Source organism: Bartonella sp. AP331QHHD (assembly GCF_042195905.1).
GTDB lineage: Bacteria > Pseudomonadota > Alphaproteobacteria > Rhizobiales > Rhizobiaceae > Bartonella.
The window spans coordinates 1-18,021 of sequence record NZ_JBHIPG010000003.1; the positions used below are offsets into that span (position 1 = coordinate 1).

The window sequence follows — 18,021 nt, forward strand, 5'->3', positions numbered from 1 at the left end:
CCCCTTAAAAACTCTTTGAAAAAAATAAATTGGTACAAAACCTAGTGGCAAAATATACAAAACCTGCTGGCAAGCTACAGTTGGCATGTTTGTTAGAAATTTACATAATCTTTCACAACAGGATTTAGCAGAATTTAAAAAATTATTAGAGAAAGTTAGCAAACAAGCATGCGCTTCGTAGAAGCATGTTCGAGAATCCTATTCCCGAACCTTTATTTACGAATCCCGCACCTTGAAAAAACACACATGAAATCAATAAGTTATAGCACCATAAAAGTGCTGTGGCGGAGGGGGTGGGATTCGAACCCACGGTACAGTCTCCTGCACGCCGGTTTTCAAGACCGGTGCCTTAAACCGCTCGGCCACCCCTCCAAACTAGATATGCTTTTTGACAAATTTCTTGTAAAAGGTCAATCATTTTAATACGCATTTTAAAGCGTTCTTTGTAAAACTATTTAAGTTTCAATTAAAATAATTCTTCATAAGTTAATTCTTTGAGTGTGTTATCTAAGAGTTTCATTTTTAAACATGATAGTTTTTTCTGAAAAATGAAAGGTAATTATGATATTTATCATTTTTTTCCTGTTTAAAAATTTTTTACAAAGCAATATTTTTTAAGTTCTAATGGTCGTTTTCGTAATAATAAGAAATGTTCAGTTGAAAATGTTTGATAAATTATATTAAATTTCGGTCGTGTATTTTTAAATTATTTTACCTTTCCAGATATTTATTCTATTTAGATCGGTCATATCTGCGAAAAGAAAATGTTATTGCTTTGACAGTTTATGAGAGATAAATTTGTAAGAATGACATATATATTCAAGCAAAATTTTTATTGAGTTTAAATAAGTACAATTCAATAAGAAAGCTCTTTAAAAGATTTTTATTTTTTAAATAAAAATATTCAGATATTTAATGCGTCTAAAGGGTATCTTGGAGGAAAGGGCTGATTTACACTATTTGAATAAAACGTTGTATAAGATTTGCATCGACAGTTTAAAACCTTTTCCAGATATGACTGAAAATTAGGTATATTTATAATGCTTTTTTCTTTAGGATAAGCAAAAAGGTAATTTGAATGGAAGAAAAGATTATTGAACGCTTAGATCAATAAATAGTTTGTTAAGGTCTTGCATAGTTTTTCAAGAATAGAACTTAAAAACGCTAAATTATGCAGAGGCAAAGAGCATAAACTTTAACAGACAAGGTTTTAAAAGCCGTTTCATTCACAAGTATGTGTAAAATAAAATATTTATGTCTAATATGAGAGAATAGGTTATTCCTGATTCTATTGAGTTTTATTTGCCTCTATTCCTCATCTTTTTGAAGCTTTTTTATGGCTTCAAGAGCAAGTTTTTACGGTCTGCGCTCTTTGTGTAAAGAGATGCCATAGTGTCGTCTGTCCAGCCAAAAATTGCTTTGAGTTGCGAGACTGTTGCACCGAAATTAGCAGCGCGTGTTGCTGCTAATTTTCTTAAACCATGCGCGCGCTGATTTTTTAATGCCTACTGTATTACAAGCCTATCTAAATGTATCGCCAAAGCTTTCTTTGGAGAGTTTTTGATTAACTTGACCACAAATGAATGTTTCTTCTCCAATAGGACCAATTTAAAGGGTTTTGGCTAGTTCAGACAAAATTGGCAGAAAAACATCTGTTTGGAATTTACTTTTTTCTGTTTTGACTGGAAATCCGTCTTCGTTTTTGAGAGGAGGTCTTTTGATTCCTAAAGCTGGATTATTTTCCAAAAGACCCTGTTCAATGGCCCATTTAAAAAGTCCGTTTAGACCTTTCAGAAAGTCTCTAGCCATTCCAAGTGTTTATTTACGATGTTCAACACCGGCTATAATATGTTTCTTTTCGATTGCTTGGTATGAAATGTGACCTATAGAATCACACACCTTCATCAGGATGAGTTCTTTTTGTGACTTTAGAGAAGCTATGCCAATTGATACTGTTAAAATACTGTTTAAGTAGCCATGCAAATAACCTTTCAACAAGTTTACCGGTTTTGGATTTTGGAAGTATAAGCCCTTGTAATTCAGCAAGCGCACTTTGGTAGTTGTCAACAAACTCTTGCGTTCCATAGGTTCCACGTACTCTAATGCGTTGACCACGACCAATACGCACATACCATATAATTTTACCATGGCGTGTGATTTCTTTGACAAGATGAGGGGGGCGTGGTTTTGGCATAGCAACTTCACATCTTAGAGAGTGAAGATTCATAATCTTCATTCGTTGACAAATCTAATAACTTTTTTGGAAGACTAGCTTGGTTTGGTATTGGGATGTCTGCTTTAAGATAAATAAGCAGTTCACCTGTAGGCTTTATTTCTATTAATTCACACCCTTGTTTTTTAGCTTCTCGTACAGCACGAGCAATAGCTGGTTGCGTAATAGTAGGTGGACGGTGTCCCATGTTTGTTCGCCTTGATTTTAGATGTAATTCACATGTGGCGTGAATCACGCTGGTGTTAAAAGGTTAGTTTTTTGGTGTTAGAAAGGAATGTCGTCTTTTGTTGAAGGGACGCCGTTCTGGGCGGTCATAATTTTGTTACAAGCTTCTGAATTATCATAAATTTTTGCGTTTCCAAAAATCTGTGCATTATAAGCAACTTGTGCGTTATCAAAAATCTTAGCGCTATCGTAAATATTGGTAAAGGAATACGCCTTGGCATCATTATAAATCCAACAATCGTTTTCATGACTTAAACTGTCTTCATCCTCTATAAAGCTGTCAAGATTACCTGCCTTTTCATCTCTAAAGTCTCTCAATTCATGGATACGGTAAAGCGTAATGTATCCATCAAACTCTATTGTTTCATCAGTCAATTCGTATTTTTTCCCCATGATTTATTTCCTTGATTTGGCACAATCCACCCGTAGCGTGAATCATGCATTACTTAAAAGTTGTTAGGAATGAGTAGGGGTGTGCTAGGTGACATATGGACACTCCCATTTTTTAAAAATATGCAAATTTATTTTTTAGATGTGCTTAATTTCATAATTCCAATCAGGCAATTGAGTGAGAGCTAATGCGAGTTGTCCTCTATGACACATGCATACATTGGCTTCAAAACAGGTGATTGCAACGCGCTTTTTGTTTAAAAAATTTGATATAATTTGTTTATTGCACAAAAATTCTTTATTTTTTTGTGAGTGTGTCATTTTTGCTACAGATATTTCAGAAAAGATGCTCTATATGAATTTCATTTTGGATATTTGGAGAGATTTTATGAATACAAAACGTTTAATAACAGCGTCTATTTTTTCTTTAATTTCAGCGTCTACAGCACTAGCTGCTGATGTTATGATTCCTCATCAGCCAGCATCATCGACTGCTTCTACCATTGTTGCACCTACTTTTTCATGGACAGGTCTTTATTTAGGTGTCCAAGCTGGTGGTTTTTCGAGCAAAGCTGATATGGCTCTTGTTGGTCAAGAAAAGAGTTTACCACTGGATAAAGAGTTCTCTCCTAAACTTTCAGGTTTTGCAGGTGGTTTTTATGCAGGTTCTAATATTGATCTCGGTGACAACTTTATTTTTGGCATCGATACGGATTTAATGGTATCTGGAAAAAAACACACAAAGACCATTACCATAGGAGCGGCTGATAACACTACAGTAGAAAATGCAGTTGTAAGATCCCGCAGATCAGCAAACCCATTAACATCTCAAGTCCCACAAGGAACAGCATTAACAGGAGCACAAACGCAAAAAGACACCTCAAGAGCACCTGCAGGTACAGGAACTACAACAGGAGAGACTCCAATAGCAGGATCCGCGTCAGAACAATCTGTTGTAACGCAATCCAGTCAAGCACTAGCTAAACCAGTAAATGCAGTTCAACAACCACAAGTAGGAGCAACACAATCAAATCAAGCAGCAACAACTAGAAGTTCTGGTAATGTTAGTTCAACAGCAGAAAAAACAGTGGTAGTGGGAAGGGAAAATCCAGGAGTTTCAACACCACCATTAAAAACGCCATCTGCATCGTCAATAACACAATCAGCATCCTCTAGACAGACGGTTAGTTCAGTGCAATCGCCATCGTCCTCATTGGAAAGATCAGGTACAGGACCGACATTGGTAAGCAGGGTAAATGGATTAAAATCACCTGCACTTAAATCAATATCCTCTACTACAGGAGCAAGCTCACCAGAGCGGTCAACGCTCTTATTGGCAAGATTATCTCAAGGAGATCAATCATCAAGAGTAGGGTCAGATGGAGCAACAGAATCTGCTAAGTCAGAGTCTGCAAAAGCGGTTGAAAAAGCACCAGTATCTTCTAGCTCATCAACAGTATCAGGCGCAAGTCAGCCAGCAGCAAAAACACCTATATCGGTACAACCATCAGCAGTAGAAAAAACAGTACCGAGCGCACCACTTGTACTCGCGAGATCAGGATCATCCTCTGGTTCAGATACAAAGACTTCCAATGGAACAAGCGGGGGTCATCATGGTGCCCATGGTAGCGGAAATGCTCATCCCAATGGTACTAATCCACATGCTTCTCGTTCTCATGGTGGACAGAATATGTCTGGACACGGTGCACAAAGTACACAAGCGGTGGATAAGAACGCTTCCAGTGTATATGGTATAGAACAAATAAAAAAGATGGCTTCTGAACTTGGTCTTGATCAAGAGGATGCAGTTGAAACTTTAAGTCATACTTTCAAACAAAATTGGGGTGGTGCTACACGGGTACGTATTGGTTTTGCTGCTGATCGCTTTATGCCTTATCTTGCTGGTGGTATTGCTTATGGGCAATTCCAAGACACTGTATCAATATCTGTTAAGGATGAGGATGGAAGAGTCGTTTCTTCTAAGAACTTAGCTGATGAAACAAAAACCATGATTGGTTACACACTTGGTGGTGGCGTTGATTTCTCGCTTCTAGATAATGTGATTGTACGTGCAGAATATCGTTACTCTGATTTTGGTAAAAAGAAATTTGCAAAGGAAAAACTTGAAGTTAACTACAAAACCAATGATTTCCGTGTTGGTGTAGCTTATAAATTCTAATTTTTTAAAGAGTAAATTTCTAAGAGGCTCCACTGTCAGTGGAGCCTTTATTTTTTTTTAAGATCACTTTTTGGTTTCTTTTCTTGTGAATTTCATGATAAAGCCCATAGAGTGTGATGATATATTTTCCTGATCGCTGCTTAATACGAATGATAAGCTCGGCTTTCCCTATAGATAAAAACCAGAGTTGCAGGGTTCAGGGAAGTTATGCAAAAATGAAATCGTAAAAGTGGACAGGGATATTTCACAATGGCTGTGAAAAATGAAACAATAGATTATTCAAAAACTCTTTATCTCCCACAGACAAATTTTCCTATGCGTGCAGGGCTTCCGCAAAAAGAGCTTGAATTGATGGCGCGTTGGGAAAATATGGGGCTTTATGCGCAATTGCGTCAACAAGCAAAAGATCGTCCATTTTATATTCTTCATGATGGTCCGCCTTATGCAAATGGTCATATTCATATCGGGCATGCTTTAAATAAAGTTCTAAAGGATGTGGTTGTTCGTTCATTCCAAATGCGCGGTTTTAATGCAAATTATGTACCTGGTTGGGATTGCCATGGGCTTCCAATTGAATGGAAAATTGAAGAAAAATATCGAGCACAAGGAAAAAATAAGGATGAGGTACCTCTTAACGAGTTTCGTCAAGAATGCCGTGAATTTGCACAGCATTGGGTAACTATTCAAAGTGAAGAATTTAAACGCCTTGGTGTTGTGGGAGATTTTAACACGCCTTATACTACAATGGCTTTTCATGCAGAAGCACGCATTGCCAGTGAATTGATAAAATTTGCTATGTCAGATCAGATTTATCGTGGTTCCAAGCCAGTGATGTGGTCTGTTGTGGAACGTACGGCTTTGGCAGAGGCTGAGATTGAATATCATGATCATGAATCAGAGGTGCTTTGGGTTAAGTTTCCTGTTTTTGAAGCAAATTCTGATGATTTATATGGTGCTCATGTCGTCATTTGGACAACAACGCCGTGGACGATTCCAAGCAATCGTGCAGTGAGTTATTCTTCGCAAATTTCTTATAGTATTTACGAAGTTGAAAGTGCTGAAAATGATTTTGGTCCTCAAGTGGGAGAAAAGCTTCTCTTTGCAGACGCTTTAGCGATGAGTTGTGGAGAAAAAGCCAAACTTGTTTTGAAGCATTTGCGTGTTATTTCTTCTGAAGAGTTGAAAGCTCTTGTTCTTTCTCATCCACTCAAAGGTTTAGCTGGAGGGTATAATTATAAAATTCCATTGCTTGATGGTTCGCACGTAACAGAGAGTGCTGGTACAGGTTTTGTCCATACAGCACCAAGCCATGGGCGTGAGGACTTTGAAATTTGGAATGATTATAAGTCCTTACTGGAGCAAGCGGGGATTGATTCATCTATACCGTTTCCTGTTGATGATGCAGGGTTCTATACGAAAGATGTTCCAGGTTTAGGACCAGATCGTGAAGGAGGACCTGCACGTGTTATTGATGATAATGGAAAAATGGGTGATGCCAATAAAGAGGTCATTAATGCTTTAATTAAAGCAGATCGATTGTTTGCACGGGGGCGTTTAAAGCATTCCTATCCCCATAGTTGGCGTTCAAAAAAACCCGTTATTTTTCGCAATACACCGCAATGGTTTATTTCAATGGATAAAGATTTTGGGGATGGTTCAACTTTACGTAGTCGGGCTTTGGAAGCTGTTTCAAAAACGCGTTTTGTGCCATCTTCTGGACAAAACCGCCTAGCTTCTATGATAGAAGATCGTCCTGATTGGGTTCTTTCTCGTCAGCGTTCTTGGGGTGTTCCTATTTGTATTTTTGCAAATGAGGATGGTGTTATTCTAAAAGATGAAGGTGTGAACGAGCGTATTTTACGGGCTTTTGAAGCAGAAGGGGCAGATGCATGGTTTGCTGAAGGAGCACGTGAACGTTTTTTAGGTGAGCGTGCACATGAGCCTTGGGTACAGGTTTATGATATTTTGGATGTTTGGTTTGATTCTGGAGCCAGCCATAGCTTTGTGTTAGAAGATCGGGCTGATTTGAAATGGCCTGCTGATGTTTATTTTGAAGGTTCAGATCAGCATCGCGGATGGTTCCAATCTTCTCTTTTGGAAAGCTGTGGTACGCGTGCTTGTTCTCCCTATAAGTCCGTGATCACACACGGTTTTACTTTGGATGAGAATGGTAAGAAAATGTCTAAATCTTTAGGCAATACGGTTGTTCCGCAAGAAATCATTAAAACATCTGGAGCTGATATTTTTCGTCTCTGGGTTATGACAGCCGATTATTGGGAAGATCAGCGTTTAGGCAAAAAAATACTTCAAACAAATGTGGATTCATATCGTAAACTACGCAATGCAATTCGTTGGATGCTAGGAACTTTAGCACATGATGATGGAGAAGAAGTATCTTATGGTGCACTGCCGGATCTTGAAAAATTTATATTGCATAGGCTTTTTGAACTTGATCAGTTGATTAATCGCGCTTACGATGAATTTGATTTTAAAAAGATTATGCGTGCATTATTGGATTTTTCAATCATTGAGTTATCGGCATTTTATTTTGATATCCGCAAGGATTCTCTTTATTGTGATGCGCCTTCATCAAAAAAACGCAAGGCCTCCTTGCAGGTTGTCCGTGAGATTTTTGAGCGTATGGTCACATGGCTTGCTCCAATGTTACCTTTTACTATGGAAGAAGCTTGGTTAGAGCGTTATCCAGGAAGCCAATCGGTGCATTTGGAACAATTTCGCTCTGTACCAGAAGAATGGCAAAACCAATCTTTGGCTGAGCGTTGGAAAAAAATTCGGCAGGTCCGTAAAGTTGTGACAGGTGCTTTAGAGCTTGAACGTGCTAATAAGCGTATTGGATCCTCTTTGGAAGCTGCGCCTATTGTTTTTATTTCCAATCTGGTTTTACGAGAGGCATTAGAAAATGTGGATATGGCGGAGATCTGTATTACCAGTGCGCTCACAATTACGCAGGACACGATACCTTCTGATGCTTTTACTTTGAATGATGTTGAAGGTGTTGGTGTATATCCAGAGAAGGCATTAGGAAAAAAATGTGCTCGATCATGGCGTTATACACAAGATGTTGGAAGTGATCCAGCTTATCCGGATGTATCTGCTCGTGATGCAGCTGCTTTGCGGGAATTGCAGATTCTTGGCAAGATTTAAAGTTTTAGATCAAAGGAAAGAAATGCAAGTAAATTTCTCATATTGATGAATATAGTTTTTTGTGGTACGAAAAAAGTTCCGTTGTTTTATCTGCAGGGGGGAAATTTGTGTATGGACCGTTCTCTCATAAATAACGGGAATATTAATCAGCCATACACCTAGGAAATGGAATAGGCAGTGAGAAAACGTGAAATAAAAATATTTCCAATAGGAATTTTAGGGATGTGCTTTGTTTTAACGGGATGCAATTTATCCGCTCCTACCTATGGTACCAATAAACCAGTTTCAATACAGTTTTTTGAAGATGTTGCTAATATCACTTCATTAACACCAACAAATAACAGCAGCCAGATTGTTATGAAACCTCATCCAAAACTTGTAATACCAAGCCCTAGTTCACGCAGATTTTTGCCGGTACCACAACAAGATAGATCTGTCAATGAAATGGCAGCATCGAAGAAGCATCAAGGAAATACTCCTTTTCCTCACAAAGGATCGTCAGTTAATGGCGTTGGTTCAGAAAATCCTTCACAGTTGAATGCGAAGCAACGACAGGAATATTTACGTCGTCAGAGAGCACAAGTTGGAAGTTCAAAATACCGTCGCTATCTCACTGAACCACCTTTAAGTTATCGCCAACCGGCAAAAACCGCACCTATTGGTCGATAGGGAAAAGACAAAACATTTAAAGTAAAGTATTTTTCCAATTACTTATGATACCAAGCTCTCATTCGCGCGCAGTTATAATGCTGCTGTAGGAGGGGGGTATTCTCATGAAATAGCAATATGACAACAGCATCGAGAGATTCCTTATGCGTTTCCTTAACACGAAACATTTCTCAAGCTCATTTTACAACATTGCTCATGTGGCTAGTATAACGTAAAATCTATTGTGCTCCAATACTTTATGCTTAGGAAGGAGAAAGTGGATACCATCATTTTATTTTACAGACTCCAATGTTGCGATAATTTTTGCATTTGAGAGCTTTCATAAGAGACATTTTTAGTCTTTTCTAAAACGTTCTTTATCCAGACGATAATTCCGCTTATGATGTGCAAGAAAGTGATTTTTACTGTTTCAATGTAATTTGAAATGAGAGCATATCTACGATATTTTGGACTTTATATTTTATATACAAAATAATGAATTATTCTTTTGAATGAATGTACCATCTAATAGAAACAATATGCAGAATTAAAAGAGAGAAAAAATGCTTCGAAATAGCTTTTGCTATATATATATATATATATCAGAAGAATTAACAGTCTTTTTTGAGAAGTAGGATAGTTTTTAAAGAGTGAAAGTTATGGAAGAAGAATTATTTTTAGTATCGCTTTTGTACAAAAAAGTCTTTAAGTAATTGAGCTGCTTCTTTTTCCTTGAAACCNAGAATTATTTTTAGTATCGCTTTTGTACAAAAAAGTCTTTAAGTAATTGAGCTGCTTCTTTTTCCTTGAAACCAGAATAAATCTCAGGTTTGTGATGGCAGGTTGGTTGCTGATAAAAACGTGGGCCATTTTCTATAGCACCTCCTTTGGGATCATTTGTTGCATAATAGAGACGTCGTATGCGTGCAAATGAAATGGCAGCGGCACACATAGCACAAGGTTCAAGTGTTACATAAAGATCGCAATCAGGAAGCCTTTCGTTTTGCAATGTTTCGCAAGCCATACGGATTGCGCGTATTTCTGCGTGTCCTGTAGGGTCATATGCAGATTTTATAAAGTTACCAGCGCGTGCAATGATAGCTTTTCCACGTGTAATGACAGCACCTACGGGAACTTCATCTTTTTTTGCAGCCTCTTGCGCTTCTAAAAGGGCTATTTCCATGGGCGTCAAAGTCATAATATTCTTTCTACTGAAGGTATAGAAAATCTAAAGGTTATCTCGATAAGGAATGCTATGGAATGAATAATTTATTACGCTTTTATAATGAAAAGAATACCTCTATTTTTTAAAGAGTTTAAAACAAACTTGCAAGTCGACAGATACATTATTGTCGTTAAAGGATAGAAAATGATAAATGATTATGCTACTTCCTTTTTCAGGATAAGCGGTATGGTGCATGTGAATAATTTTCTGAACATACTTGCAAAGATTGGTTTGAAACGCAAATGAATGAAAATAATGAGAGTGAACGAATTGCTAAAAGGTTAGCGCGTGCTGGTATTGCTTCGCGTCGAGATGCAGAAATGATGATTGTTGCAGGTCGTATTTCTGTGAATGGTAAAGTCGTGACAACGCCTGCTTTTAATGTTAGCCGCTCTGATGTTATTAAAGTTGATGGCAAACCTTTACCTCCTATAGAACGAACGCGTTTATGGCTTTACCATAAGCCAGCAGGTCTTGTCACCACGAACCGTGATCCTGAAGGCAGACCTACAGTCTTTAGTAATTTACCAAAAGGAATGCCGCGTGTTCTTTCTGTTGGAAGGCTTGACATTAACACGGAAGGGCTTTTGCTTTTAACCAATGATGGTGGCTTAGCGCGTGTATTAGAGCTTCCTGTAACGGGGTGGGTCCGCAAATATCGTGTCCGTGCTCATGGAAGAGTCAAGCAGAGCGCGTTGGATAACCTTAAAAATGGTATTGCGATTAATGGTATTTTTTATGGTTCGATTGAAGCATCAATTGAACGCGAACAAGGGTCGAATGTATGGCTTTCTGTCGCTTTGCGAGAAGGAAAAAATCGTGAAATAAAGAATGTTTTAGGGGCATTGGGATTATCAGTTAATCGATTAATACGTGTATCTTATGGTCCATTTCATCTCTCTGATTTAGAAGAAGGAGCCGTGCAAGAGTTAAAAGGGCGGATGTTACGAGATCAGTTGGGGGAGCGTTTAATTATGCAAGCCAATGCAGATTTTGATGCTCCTATTCTTAAGCCATTTTCAAATTCTGCAGTTGTTGCAGAAAAGCAAAGCCAGAAAGATCTTTCTGTTGCAAATGATGGTTGGGTTTTCTCAAGTGAAAGGGCGATACGACGCCGACCAAGAGATGGTTCTGTTGAACATAGTCGCGCACGATTAAGTACAAAGTCTCATGAGAATGTAAAGAAGGAGAAAAGTGAAGAAGGAAAAGCAGAGCGTTTTCTACCGCGTTCTCGCCGTGCTAATGTTTGGATGGCTCCTGGTGCACGTCCGCAAAGTGCACGTAGAAAGCCTTCCTATAGTGAGGAGAAATCGCATGATCATAAGAGCGATTTGGATGGTAGAAAGTCCTTTCATCGAGGCAAGGAAAAACTAAAAGAAAATCCGTCATACAAAGAGAAGAGGGAAAGTTTTGTTCAAAAACATGGCAAAATATCTTATGACGAGACGCATCCCTTTGGTAAGAAAGATCGCTTTTTAAAGGATAAAGAGAAAATGATAAAAGGTGGTCATGATGAGCATTCTTTTGAGAGAAAGAAAAAGGTAAAATCGTTTGGTGGTGCTATGAAAAAATCTAAACCACATAGGGACGGTGCAAAAACTTCGAAGCGATTTGGAGGTCCACGTGCGGATCATAGGCGGTAAATTTGCTGGGCGTGTTTTGTTTTCGCCTGTTAATCAGTCGATTCGCCCAACGAGTGATCGTACACGTGAAAGCCTTTTTAATATTCTTTCTAGCCGTGAAGAAGAGTTTTGGACCAATAAACGCATTCTTGATCTTTTTGCTGGTACTGGTGCTTTAGGCATCGAAGCACTTTCGCGTGGAGCAAAGGCGGCTGTTTTTGTTGAAAACTCGGTTGAGGGGCGTGGGTTGCTTCAAAAAAATATAGAAGCCTTTGAATTACAGTCGATAGGACGGATTTTGCGTCGTGATGCGACCAAACTTGGCAATATTGGCACAATGCTGCCATTTGATGTTATCTGCGCTGATCCTCCCTATAGCCGTTGTTTAGGTGAACGTGCTTTTGTAGAAGCTTTGCGAGGAGGGTGGGCAAAAGCTGATACACTCTTCATACTTGAAGAAAAGAAAGATACAATGATTTATTTACCTGACGTCTTTTATCTAGACGATGAGCGTTTTTATGGTGAGACAGCAATACGTCTCTATAAATTACGATCGCTTACATCTTGAGAAAGTTCTTGTTTTTATCCGATAGGATGAAAAAATGCTTTTTCACAGTTTTCTTCATTTTATATGGTTTTTAAAAGGTTAAGCAGAAAATCAATAAAAGATTCTAATGTTAAAGGAATTGATGAATTTTTATTAGCTTTAATACAGAAGGATGTTTTTTCTCCAATAGGATATATATTCCTCGATAATAGTTATGATCTTTTTTATCTAATTTCTTTCTGCCATACCTTAATCATCACATTTCATCAGCAGTTGAAAGCTTTAAGCTATGCAGTCTGCATTGATATCTTATATGATGCGTAACTTCTATTTTTGCTATTGTCTAAACTTAAAAAAGATATTTTGTTTAGTATTGAAAATATTGTTCATTTATCCTGAATACTTGTGTGTTTAGTTTAGTAATATCGCTTGTTGAGTTAGTCATTACATATTAAGTAAATCTGAGAGTATTAAGTATCTTATCGTTGTGCAGCTTTAAGGATACTTTTTTATATTATTCTTTATCACTAAAGATAAGTAATTTGTAAAAAAGGGGAGATTATCGTGTTTAATTGGATATATAGTGAAGAGATTAGTACAGAAGCAAGTGCTGAGCAAATTTGGGCTATATGGGAAGATGTGGCATCATGGCCTTGCTGGGATAGTGAACTTGAGTGGGTAGAACTTTCTGGTCCTTTCAAAGAAGGCGCTATAGGACGCATGAAACCTAAAAAGGGACCTACAGTAACTTTTACACTTGATAAAGTTATAAAAAATGTTTGTTTTTCTGATTATGCTAAACTTCCTTTTACACGTATGAGTTTTAATCATGAATATATTTGTTCAACAAAATCGGGTTCTTCAAATAACAAAATTCGTCATACTGTAACCATGTCTGGTTTATTTTCTCCTTTCTTTGGAATGATTATTGGGTCAAAAATTAAGTTACATCTTCGCGATGCAATGATTGAAATGAGCAGACGTGCTCTTACTGAAAACAAAAGCATCTCGTAAGGGGGGCATTTATAAAGAAGTTAATACCTTAAAAAAGGTGCAGAAATCTTAGCCTTGTTAGAATGAAATCAGTTATGAGTATATAGCAAATTGATGAGCTATGATTTGGTTTTAGTTAGCTGTTGAAATCGTGTCAAATCATCTGAGAAAATTAATTTTGCACCAAAGATCTTATAAAAGCCATTGAATTTTATTCAATATATAAAAGCTTATAAGGCGCGCATTTTTACTGAAAATAAAGAAAGTTGTAGAAGCTTATTTCTGCTCTTGTGAATCTGTAGGTTGATATTGTCATGATATTTGCCAGTTTCTAATGTTGCGATAGTTTTTGATTTGAGAGCATTCATAAAAGACATTTTGACTCCTTCTTAAATAGTTTTTATTCATAGGCCCCTTACTGATGATATGCTCGCAAATAGTTGTGATTGATTCAACATGAATAGGTTCGAAACGGAGAAAATTTAATGATATTTGATTCTTTTATGCAAATTACAAAATGATCAATTATGATTATAAATCAAAGTGTTTTTTTGTTTACAAGATTGCCATCTTATTATGAGAGAGTTTATAGAAGCAAAGAAGTATACACAAATATAAGGCATTTTCTTGATTCTTGCTTGGAAATTAAAGAATGCTATAGGAATGAAGGAAGTTATTTGACTATCCAGAGGACATAAGGCTTGTTACTTAAGTCATTTTATACTTTTCGAATTTTTGAGGATTTTGGCTTAAATTCAAATGTTATTGTTAGGCCTTTTGTTAATTGCCAAATTTTCGGTTGATTTGATTGTCAGTACAGATTGGATTATCTAAAATGATAAGGGCCCATGAGAAATCTTGAAACTAAAGAGATTTTACGGCATATTACGTTTTTTCATAAAGAAGCTAAAAGGGAAATGATTTAATGCATTAAAAGAAAAAGAATGCATGAATGTGCATAATCTTATGAATCAATACACAAGAGTTATATTCTGATTTGTATAAATTTGTCAGAATGCTTATCAATGTAAATAATAAAATATTTTAGGGAGTCTATAATGACTGACAAAAACCAGATTGAGAAAGCTGTTTCGCTGGTTGAAGCAGCAAAGCGTTCTGGGGCAAATGCTGCTGATGCTGTTATTGTTCATGCTCATTCTACCAGTGTATCAGTTCGTTTTGGGAAAGTCGAATCGACAGAAGCAGCAGAGAGCAATGATTTTACTCTAAGGGTTTTTGTTGGAAAAAAAGTAGCAAGTGTTTCTGCTAATTTAGGATCTTATCCGCAAGAACTTGCGGAACGTGCTGTTGCGATGGCTAAAGCTTCTCCCGATAGTTTATTTGAAGGTTTGGCAGATAAAGAGTGTTTGGTTAAGTATCCTAAAGATCTTGATCTCTTTGATGATTTTGTACCCAGCAGTCATTTTTTAACAGAAGATGCTTTAAAAACGGAGGCAGCAGCTCTTGATGTTAAAGGTGTAAGCAATTCTGGTGGCGCTGCAACAGCTTATGGCCGTAGTGGGTTTATTCTTGTGACCAGCGATGGTTTTTGTGGAGCCTATCGCTCAAGTTGTTTTTCACGTTCTTGTAGTGCTCTTGCAGGTGAAGGAACACAGATGGAGCGGGATTATGATTATACAACAGCCTTACATTTTTCTGATTTAGAGGCAGCAGAAACTGTGGGAAAGAATGCAGGGCTTGGTGCTGTTCGACGTTTGGGTGCAGTTCGTGCGGCGACTGGGAGCGTTGATGTTATTTTTAATCCGCGTACGGCTCGTGGAATTGCAGGGCATATCGCATCTATGGTCAATGGAGCCTCTGTGGCTCGAAAAACGAGTCTTTTACAGAATTTCCTAGGCAAGGAAGTGATGAAGCCTAATGTTAATGTAACCGATCAACCTTTGCGATTACGTGGAAATGCTTCTCATCCTTTTGATGGAGAAGGGGTAGAGGGGCAAACACTCAATATTATTGAAAATGGTATTTTAAAAAATTGGCTTCTTTCATCATCTACAGCACGTGAATTGGGACTTAAAACAAATGGACACGGTATGCGTTCGGCATCATTAGTGCAGCCGACCAGTACAAATTTTGCTATTGAACCGGGTTTAGTATCACCTTGCGATATGATAAAAGATTTGCGAAATGGATTTTATGTGACCGAATTATTCGGTCATGGCATTGATTTTATTACTGGTCAGTATAGTCGTGGGGCTTCCGGTTTTTGGATTGAAAATGGTGAAATTGCTTATCCGGTGAGTGAAGTAACGCTAGGTTCTGATTTGCTTCATATGTTAGCACATTTAACACCTGCCAATGATATTGATCGGCGTTATAGTACAGCTGCTCCAACATTGTTAATTGAAGGGATGACACTTGCAGGAAAATAACACGCATCATTCTTCTGATTTAAATCTTTTGCGTGACGTTTGTCGAGAGGCAGGAGATTTAGCAATGCGGTATTTTGGATGCACGTTGGATGTCTGGATTAAAGAAGGTAATTCCCCGGTTAGTGAAGCAGATTTTGCTGTTGATCATTTCTTGAAAGAGAGGCTTCTTGGAGCTCGTCCAAATTATGGATGGATTTCAGAAGAAACAAAAGATAATCGAGAAAAACAAGATTATTATGAGCGCTCTTTTGTTGTTGATCCTATTGATGGAACGCGTGGTTTTCTTTCTGGCAATCCTTATTGGTGTATTTCGGTTGCCATTATTGAGAATGGGCGTCCTATTGTGGGCGTTCTACAATGTCCGGCTCAAGGAGATGTTTATACAGCTGTAACAGGTGGAGGGGCAACATTAAATGGGATAAAACTTCCTCGTTTAGCCTTTGAGGTTCATCGAAAATATAAAATTTCACTTGATAAATCGCTCGCACAAAAATTACCAGATGATTTTCTCAATCAAGTCAGTCTTTACCATTATCTTCCTTCTCTTGCTTATCGTATTGTTCTTGTTGCTCAAGATGAAATTGATATCGTATTAGTTCGTCCAAATTGTCATGAATGGGATATTGCCGCTGCTGATCTTATTTTGCAGGAGTGTGGAGGGTGTTTTTTATCGCTTGATGCCCCTTTACTATCTTATGGAATTGAACCTTACCAGTATGGACTTTTAATTGCTGGTAAAAATAATTGCTGTCAAGATATGATAGATGTTGTTCGTCAAACAAAGTTAGTTTAATCACGTAAAAGCGCGCTAAGATAATCTAAATGATATGGAGGCACATATGACTGAAACCAAAGAAAAAAAACAATATTTACATCTTGTATTTGGTGGGGAATTAAAAAATCTTAACAGTAATCAATTTAAGAATCCTGATGAGTTAGATGTGGTTGGTATTTTCTCAGATTATCAATCTGCTCAAGAAGCATGGCAGGCAAAAGCACAAAGCAGTGTAGATAATGCATTACAACGTTATTACATTGTAGATTTGCATCAGTTTCTTGATGCTGAGTTAGGCGATGCAGAATAAAGCTTGAATATTTGGTCATTATAACCTGTAGATTGCTTCATGCTTTTGTTTAGTCGTCCTTTTCATAAGTACGTTCTTCGGGTAAAATAGAATGCCGTAAAAAAGAATATGCTTGTTGTTTAAAATTCATATGTTTTTTTAAGAAACATCTCCCAAAGCACCCAAGCCCATTTCATAATAGTGTCCGTGCAAGGCAAATAAAAAGCAAGTAAAATAAAATAGTTATGTCTAATATAAGGGAATAGGTGAATCTTGATTCTATTGAGTTTTTTTGCCTCTATCCCTCATCTTTTTGAAGCTTTTTTATGGCTTCAAGAGCGAGTTTTTTACGATCTGCGCTCTTTGTGTAAAGAGATGCCATAGCATCATTTGTCCAGCCAAAAATTGCTTTGAGTTGTGATACTGTTGTTCCAGAATTAGCTGCGCGTGTTGCGGCTAATTTTCTTAATCCATGCGCCGATTTTTTAATTCCAGCCGCATTACAAGCGTCTCTAAATGCATTCCCAAAGCTTTCTTTGGTGAATTTTTGATTCACTTTACTACAGATGAATGTTTCTTCTCCAATAGGACCAGTTTCAAGCGTTTTGGCTAATTCCGGTAAAATAGGTAGAAAGACACCTGTTTGGAATTTACTTTTCTCTGTTTTGAGATGAATAATATTGTCTTTGACATCTTTCCAGCCAATGCGTACCGCATCACCACGACGCAAGCCCGTATATAAAAGAACATCAATCCAGACACGTTCATGGGTACCATGATGCCATATTTGATAATATTTTTCGACATCTTCTTCTGTCCAAACAGGAAATCCCTCTTTGTTTTTGAGGGGGGGTCTTTTTATTCCTAAAGCTGGATTATTTTCCAAAAGACCTTGATCAATCGCCCAATTAAAAAGCCCATTAAGGGCTTTCAGAAAGTTTCTAGCCATTGCTGGTGTTTCTTTGCGTCGTTCAACGCCGGCTATGATATGTTTCTTTTCAATTGCTTGGTATGGAATGTTTCCTATGCTATCACATACCTTCATAAGGATGAGTTCTTTTTGTTTTTTTGTAGCTTTAGTGTAGCTATGCCAATTAGAGCTGTTAAAGTATTGTTTAAGCAGCCATGCAAATGACCCTTCAACAAGTTTACCGGTTTTTGATTTAGGAAGTATAAGCCCTTGTAACTCGGCAAATGCGCTTTTGTAGTTGTCAACAAACTCTTGCGTTCCATAGGTACTGCGTATTCTAATATGTGGTCCATGACCAATACGTACATACCATACAATTTTGCCATGTTGAGTAATTTGTTTAACGAGATGAGGAGGACGTGGTTTAGGC

At 37.5% G+C, this 18,021-nt stretch carries 14 protein-coding genes, 1 tRNA gene and 1 pseudogene; 9 read left to right on the forward strand and 7 right to left on the reverse strand.

Annotated features, from left to right (window positions below; all coding sequences use genetic code 11):
* Positions 1–282: 282 nt before the first annotated feature.
* The 4 genes and pseudogenes from ACFIMS_RS00175 to ACFIMS_RS00190 all read right to left on the reverse strand — a co-directional run bounded on the left by ACFIMS_RS00175 (position 283) and on the right by ACFIMS_RS00190 (position 2,851).
* Positions 283–372 (reverse strand) — tRNA-Ser (locus ACFIMS_RS00175).
* 936 nt (positions 373–1,308) lie between these two features.
* Positions 1,309–2,194 (reverse strand): annotated as a pseudogene (locus ACFIMS_RS00180) (tyrosine-type recombinase/integrase).
* Positions 2,195–2,201: 7 nt separating this feature from the next.
* Positions 2,202–2,420 (reverse strand): hypothetical protein, encoded by a 219-nt coding sequence (locus ACFIMS_RS00185; protein ID WP_375632587.1) that lies wholly within the window; start codon positions 2,418–2,420, stop codon positions 2,202–2,204.
* Positions 2,421–2,497: 77 nt separating this feature from the next.
* Positions 2,498–2,851 carry a hypothetical protein gene (locus ACFIMS_RS00190; RefSeq protein WP_375681448.1) on the reverse strand — a complete coding sequence of 118 codons (354 nt, stop codon included), beginning with the start codon at positions 2,849–2,851 and terminating at the stop codon, positions 2,498–2,500.
* 385 nt (positions 2,852–3,236) lie between these two features.
* Between ACFIMS_RS00190 and ACFIMS_RS00195 the strand changes: the two genes are divergently transcribed.
* From ACFIMS_RS00195 to ACFIMS_RS00205, 3 genes are all read left to right on the forward strand, one after another.
* A complete protein-coding gene (locus ACFIMS_RS00195) occupies positions 3,237–5,027 on the forward strand; it encodes an outer membrane beta-barrel protein (RefSeq protein WP_375681449.1) in 1,791 nt (596 codons plus the stop codon).
* A 249-nt stretch (positions 5,028–5,276) separates the two neighbouring features.
* On the forward strand, positions 5,277–8,192 hold the full coding sequence (gene ileS / locus ACFIMS_RS00200) for an isoleucine--tRNA ligase (protein WP_375629739.1): 2,916 nt from the start codon (positions 5,277–5,279) through the stop codon (positions 8,190–8,192).
* Positions 8,193–8,369: 177 nt separating this feature from the next.
* Positions 8,370–8,861: a hypothetical protein gene (locus tag ACFIMS_RS00205; protein WP_375612104.1), complete on the forward strand. Its 492-nt coding sequence runs from the start codon at positions 8,370–8,372 to the stop codon at positions 8,859–8,861.
* 730 nt (positions 8,862–9,591) lie between these two features.
* Here ACFIMS_RS00205 and ACFIMS_RS00210 read toward each other — a convergent pair.
* The gene (locus ACFIMS_RS00210; RefSeq protein WP_273790416.1) at positions 9,592–10,038 is read right to left on the reverse strand and encodes a nucleoside deaminase; all 447 of its coding nucleotides are present in this window, start codon (positions 10,036–10,038) and stop codon (positions 9,592–9,594) included.
* 269 nt (positions 10,039–10,307) lie between these two features.
* On the opposite strand from ACFIMS_RS00210, the gene ACFIMS_RS00215 reads away from it, so the two are divergent.
* The 3 genes from ACFIMS_RS00215 to ACFIMS_RS00225 all read left to right on the forward strand — a co-directional run bounded on the left by ACFIMS_RS00215 (position 10,308) and on the right by ACFIMS_RS00225 (position 13,248).
* On the forward strand, positions 10,308–11,708 hold the full coding sequence (locus ACFIMS_RS00215) for a pseudouridine synthase (RefSeq protein ID WP_375612105.1): 1,401 nt from the start codon (positions 10,308–10,310) through the stop codon (positions 11,706–11,708).
* Positions 11,689–12,255 (forward strand): 16S rRNA (guanine(966)-N(2))-methyltransferase RsmD, encoded by a 567-nt coding sequence (gene rsmD, locus ACFIMS_RS00220; RefSeq protein WP_375612106.1) that lies wholly within the window; start codon positions 11,689–11,691, stop codon positions 12,253–12,255. The genes ACFIMS_RS00215 and rsmD overlap by 20 nt, the downstream gene beginning before the upstream one ends.
* Before the next feature lie 543 nt (positions 12,256–12,798).
* Positions 12,799–13,248: a hypothetical protein gene (locus ACFIMS_RS00225; RefSeq protein ID WP_375660143.1), complete on the forward strand. Its 450-nt coding sequence runs from the start codon at positions 12,799–12,801 to the stop codon at positions 13,246–13,248.
* A gap of 209 nt (positions 13,249–13,457) precedes the next feature.
* On the opposite strand, the gene ACFIMS_RS00230 is transcribed toward ACFIMS_RS00225, so the two are convergent.
* Entirely contained in the window at positions 13,458–13,604 is a 147-nt protein-coding gene (locus ACFIMS_RS00230; protein ID WP_273790420.1) for a hypothetical protein, read from the reverse strand.
* A gap of 681 nt (positions 13,605–14,285) precedes the next feature.
* Here ACFIMS_RS00230 and ACFIMS_RS00235 point away from each other — a divergent pair.
* From ACFIMS_RS00235 to ACFIMS_RS00245, 3 genes are read left to right on the forward strand one after another with little or no spacing between them, the layout of a single operon-like run.
* Positions 14,286–15,617, forward strand: a complete 1,332-nt coding sequence (locus ACFIMS_RS00235; RefSeq protein WP_375668556.1) for a TldD/PmbA family protein — start codon at positions 14,286–14,288, stop codon at positions 15,615–15,617.
* Entirely contained in the window at positions 15,604–16,410 is an 807-nt protein-coding gene (locus ACFIMS_RS00240) for a 3'(2'),5'-bisphosphate nucleotidase CysQ (protein ID WP_375612376.1), read from the forward strand. The genes ACFIMS_RS00235 and ACFIMS_RS00240 overlap by 14 nt, the downstream gene beginning before the upstream one ends.
* Before the next feature lie 46 nt (positions 16,411–16,456).
* On the forward strand, positions 16,457–16,702 hold the full coding sequence (locus ACFIMS_RS00245; RefSeq protein ID WP_375612377.1) for a DUF4170 domain-containing protein: 246 nt from the start codon (positions 16,457–16,459) through the stop codon (positions 16,700–16,702).
* A gap of 277 nt (positions 16,703–16,979) precedes the next feature.
* Here the strand turns inward: ACFIMS_RS00245 and ACFIMS_RS00250 are convergent.
* Positions 16,980–18,021: tyrosine-type recombinase/integrase (locus tag ACFIMS_RS00250; RefSeq protein ID WP_375696252.1), on the reverse strand; the 1,042-nt coding region annotated here is incomplete at its 5' end.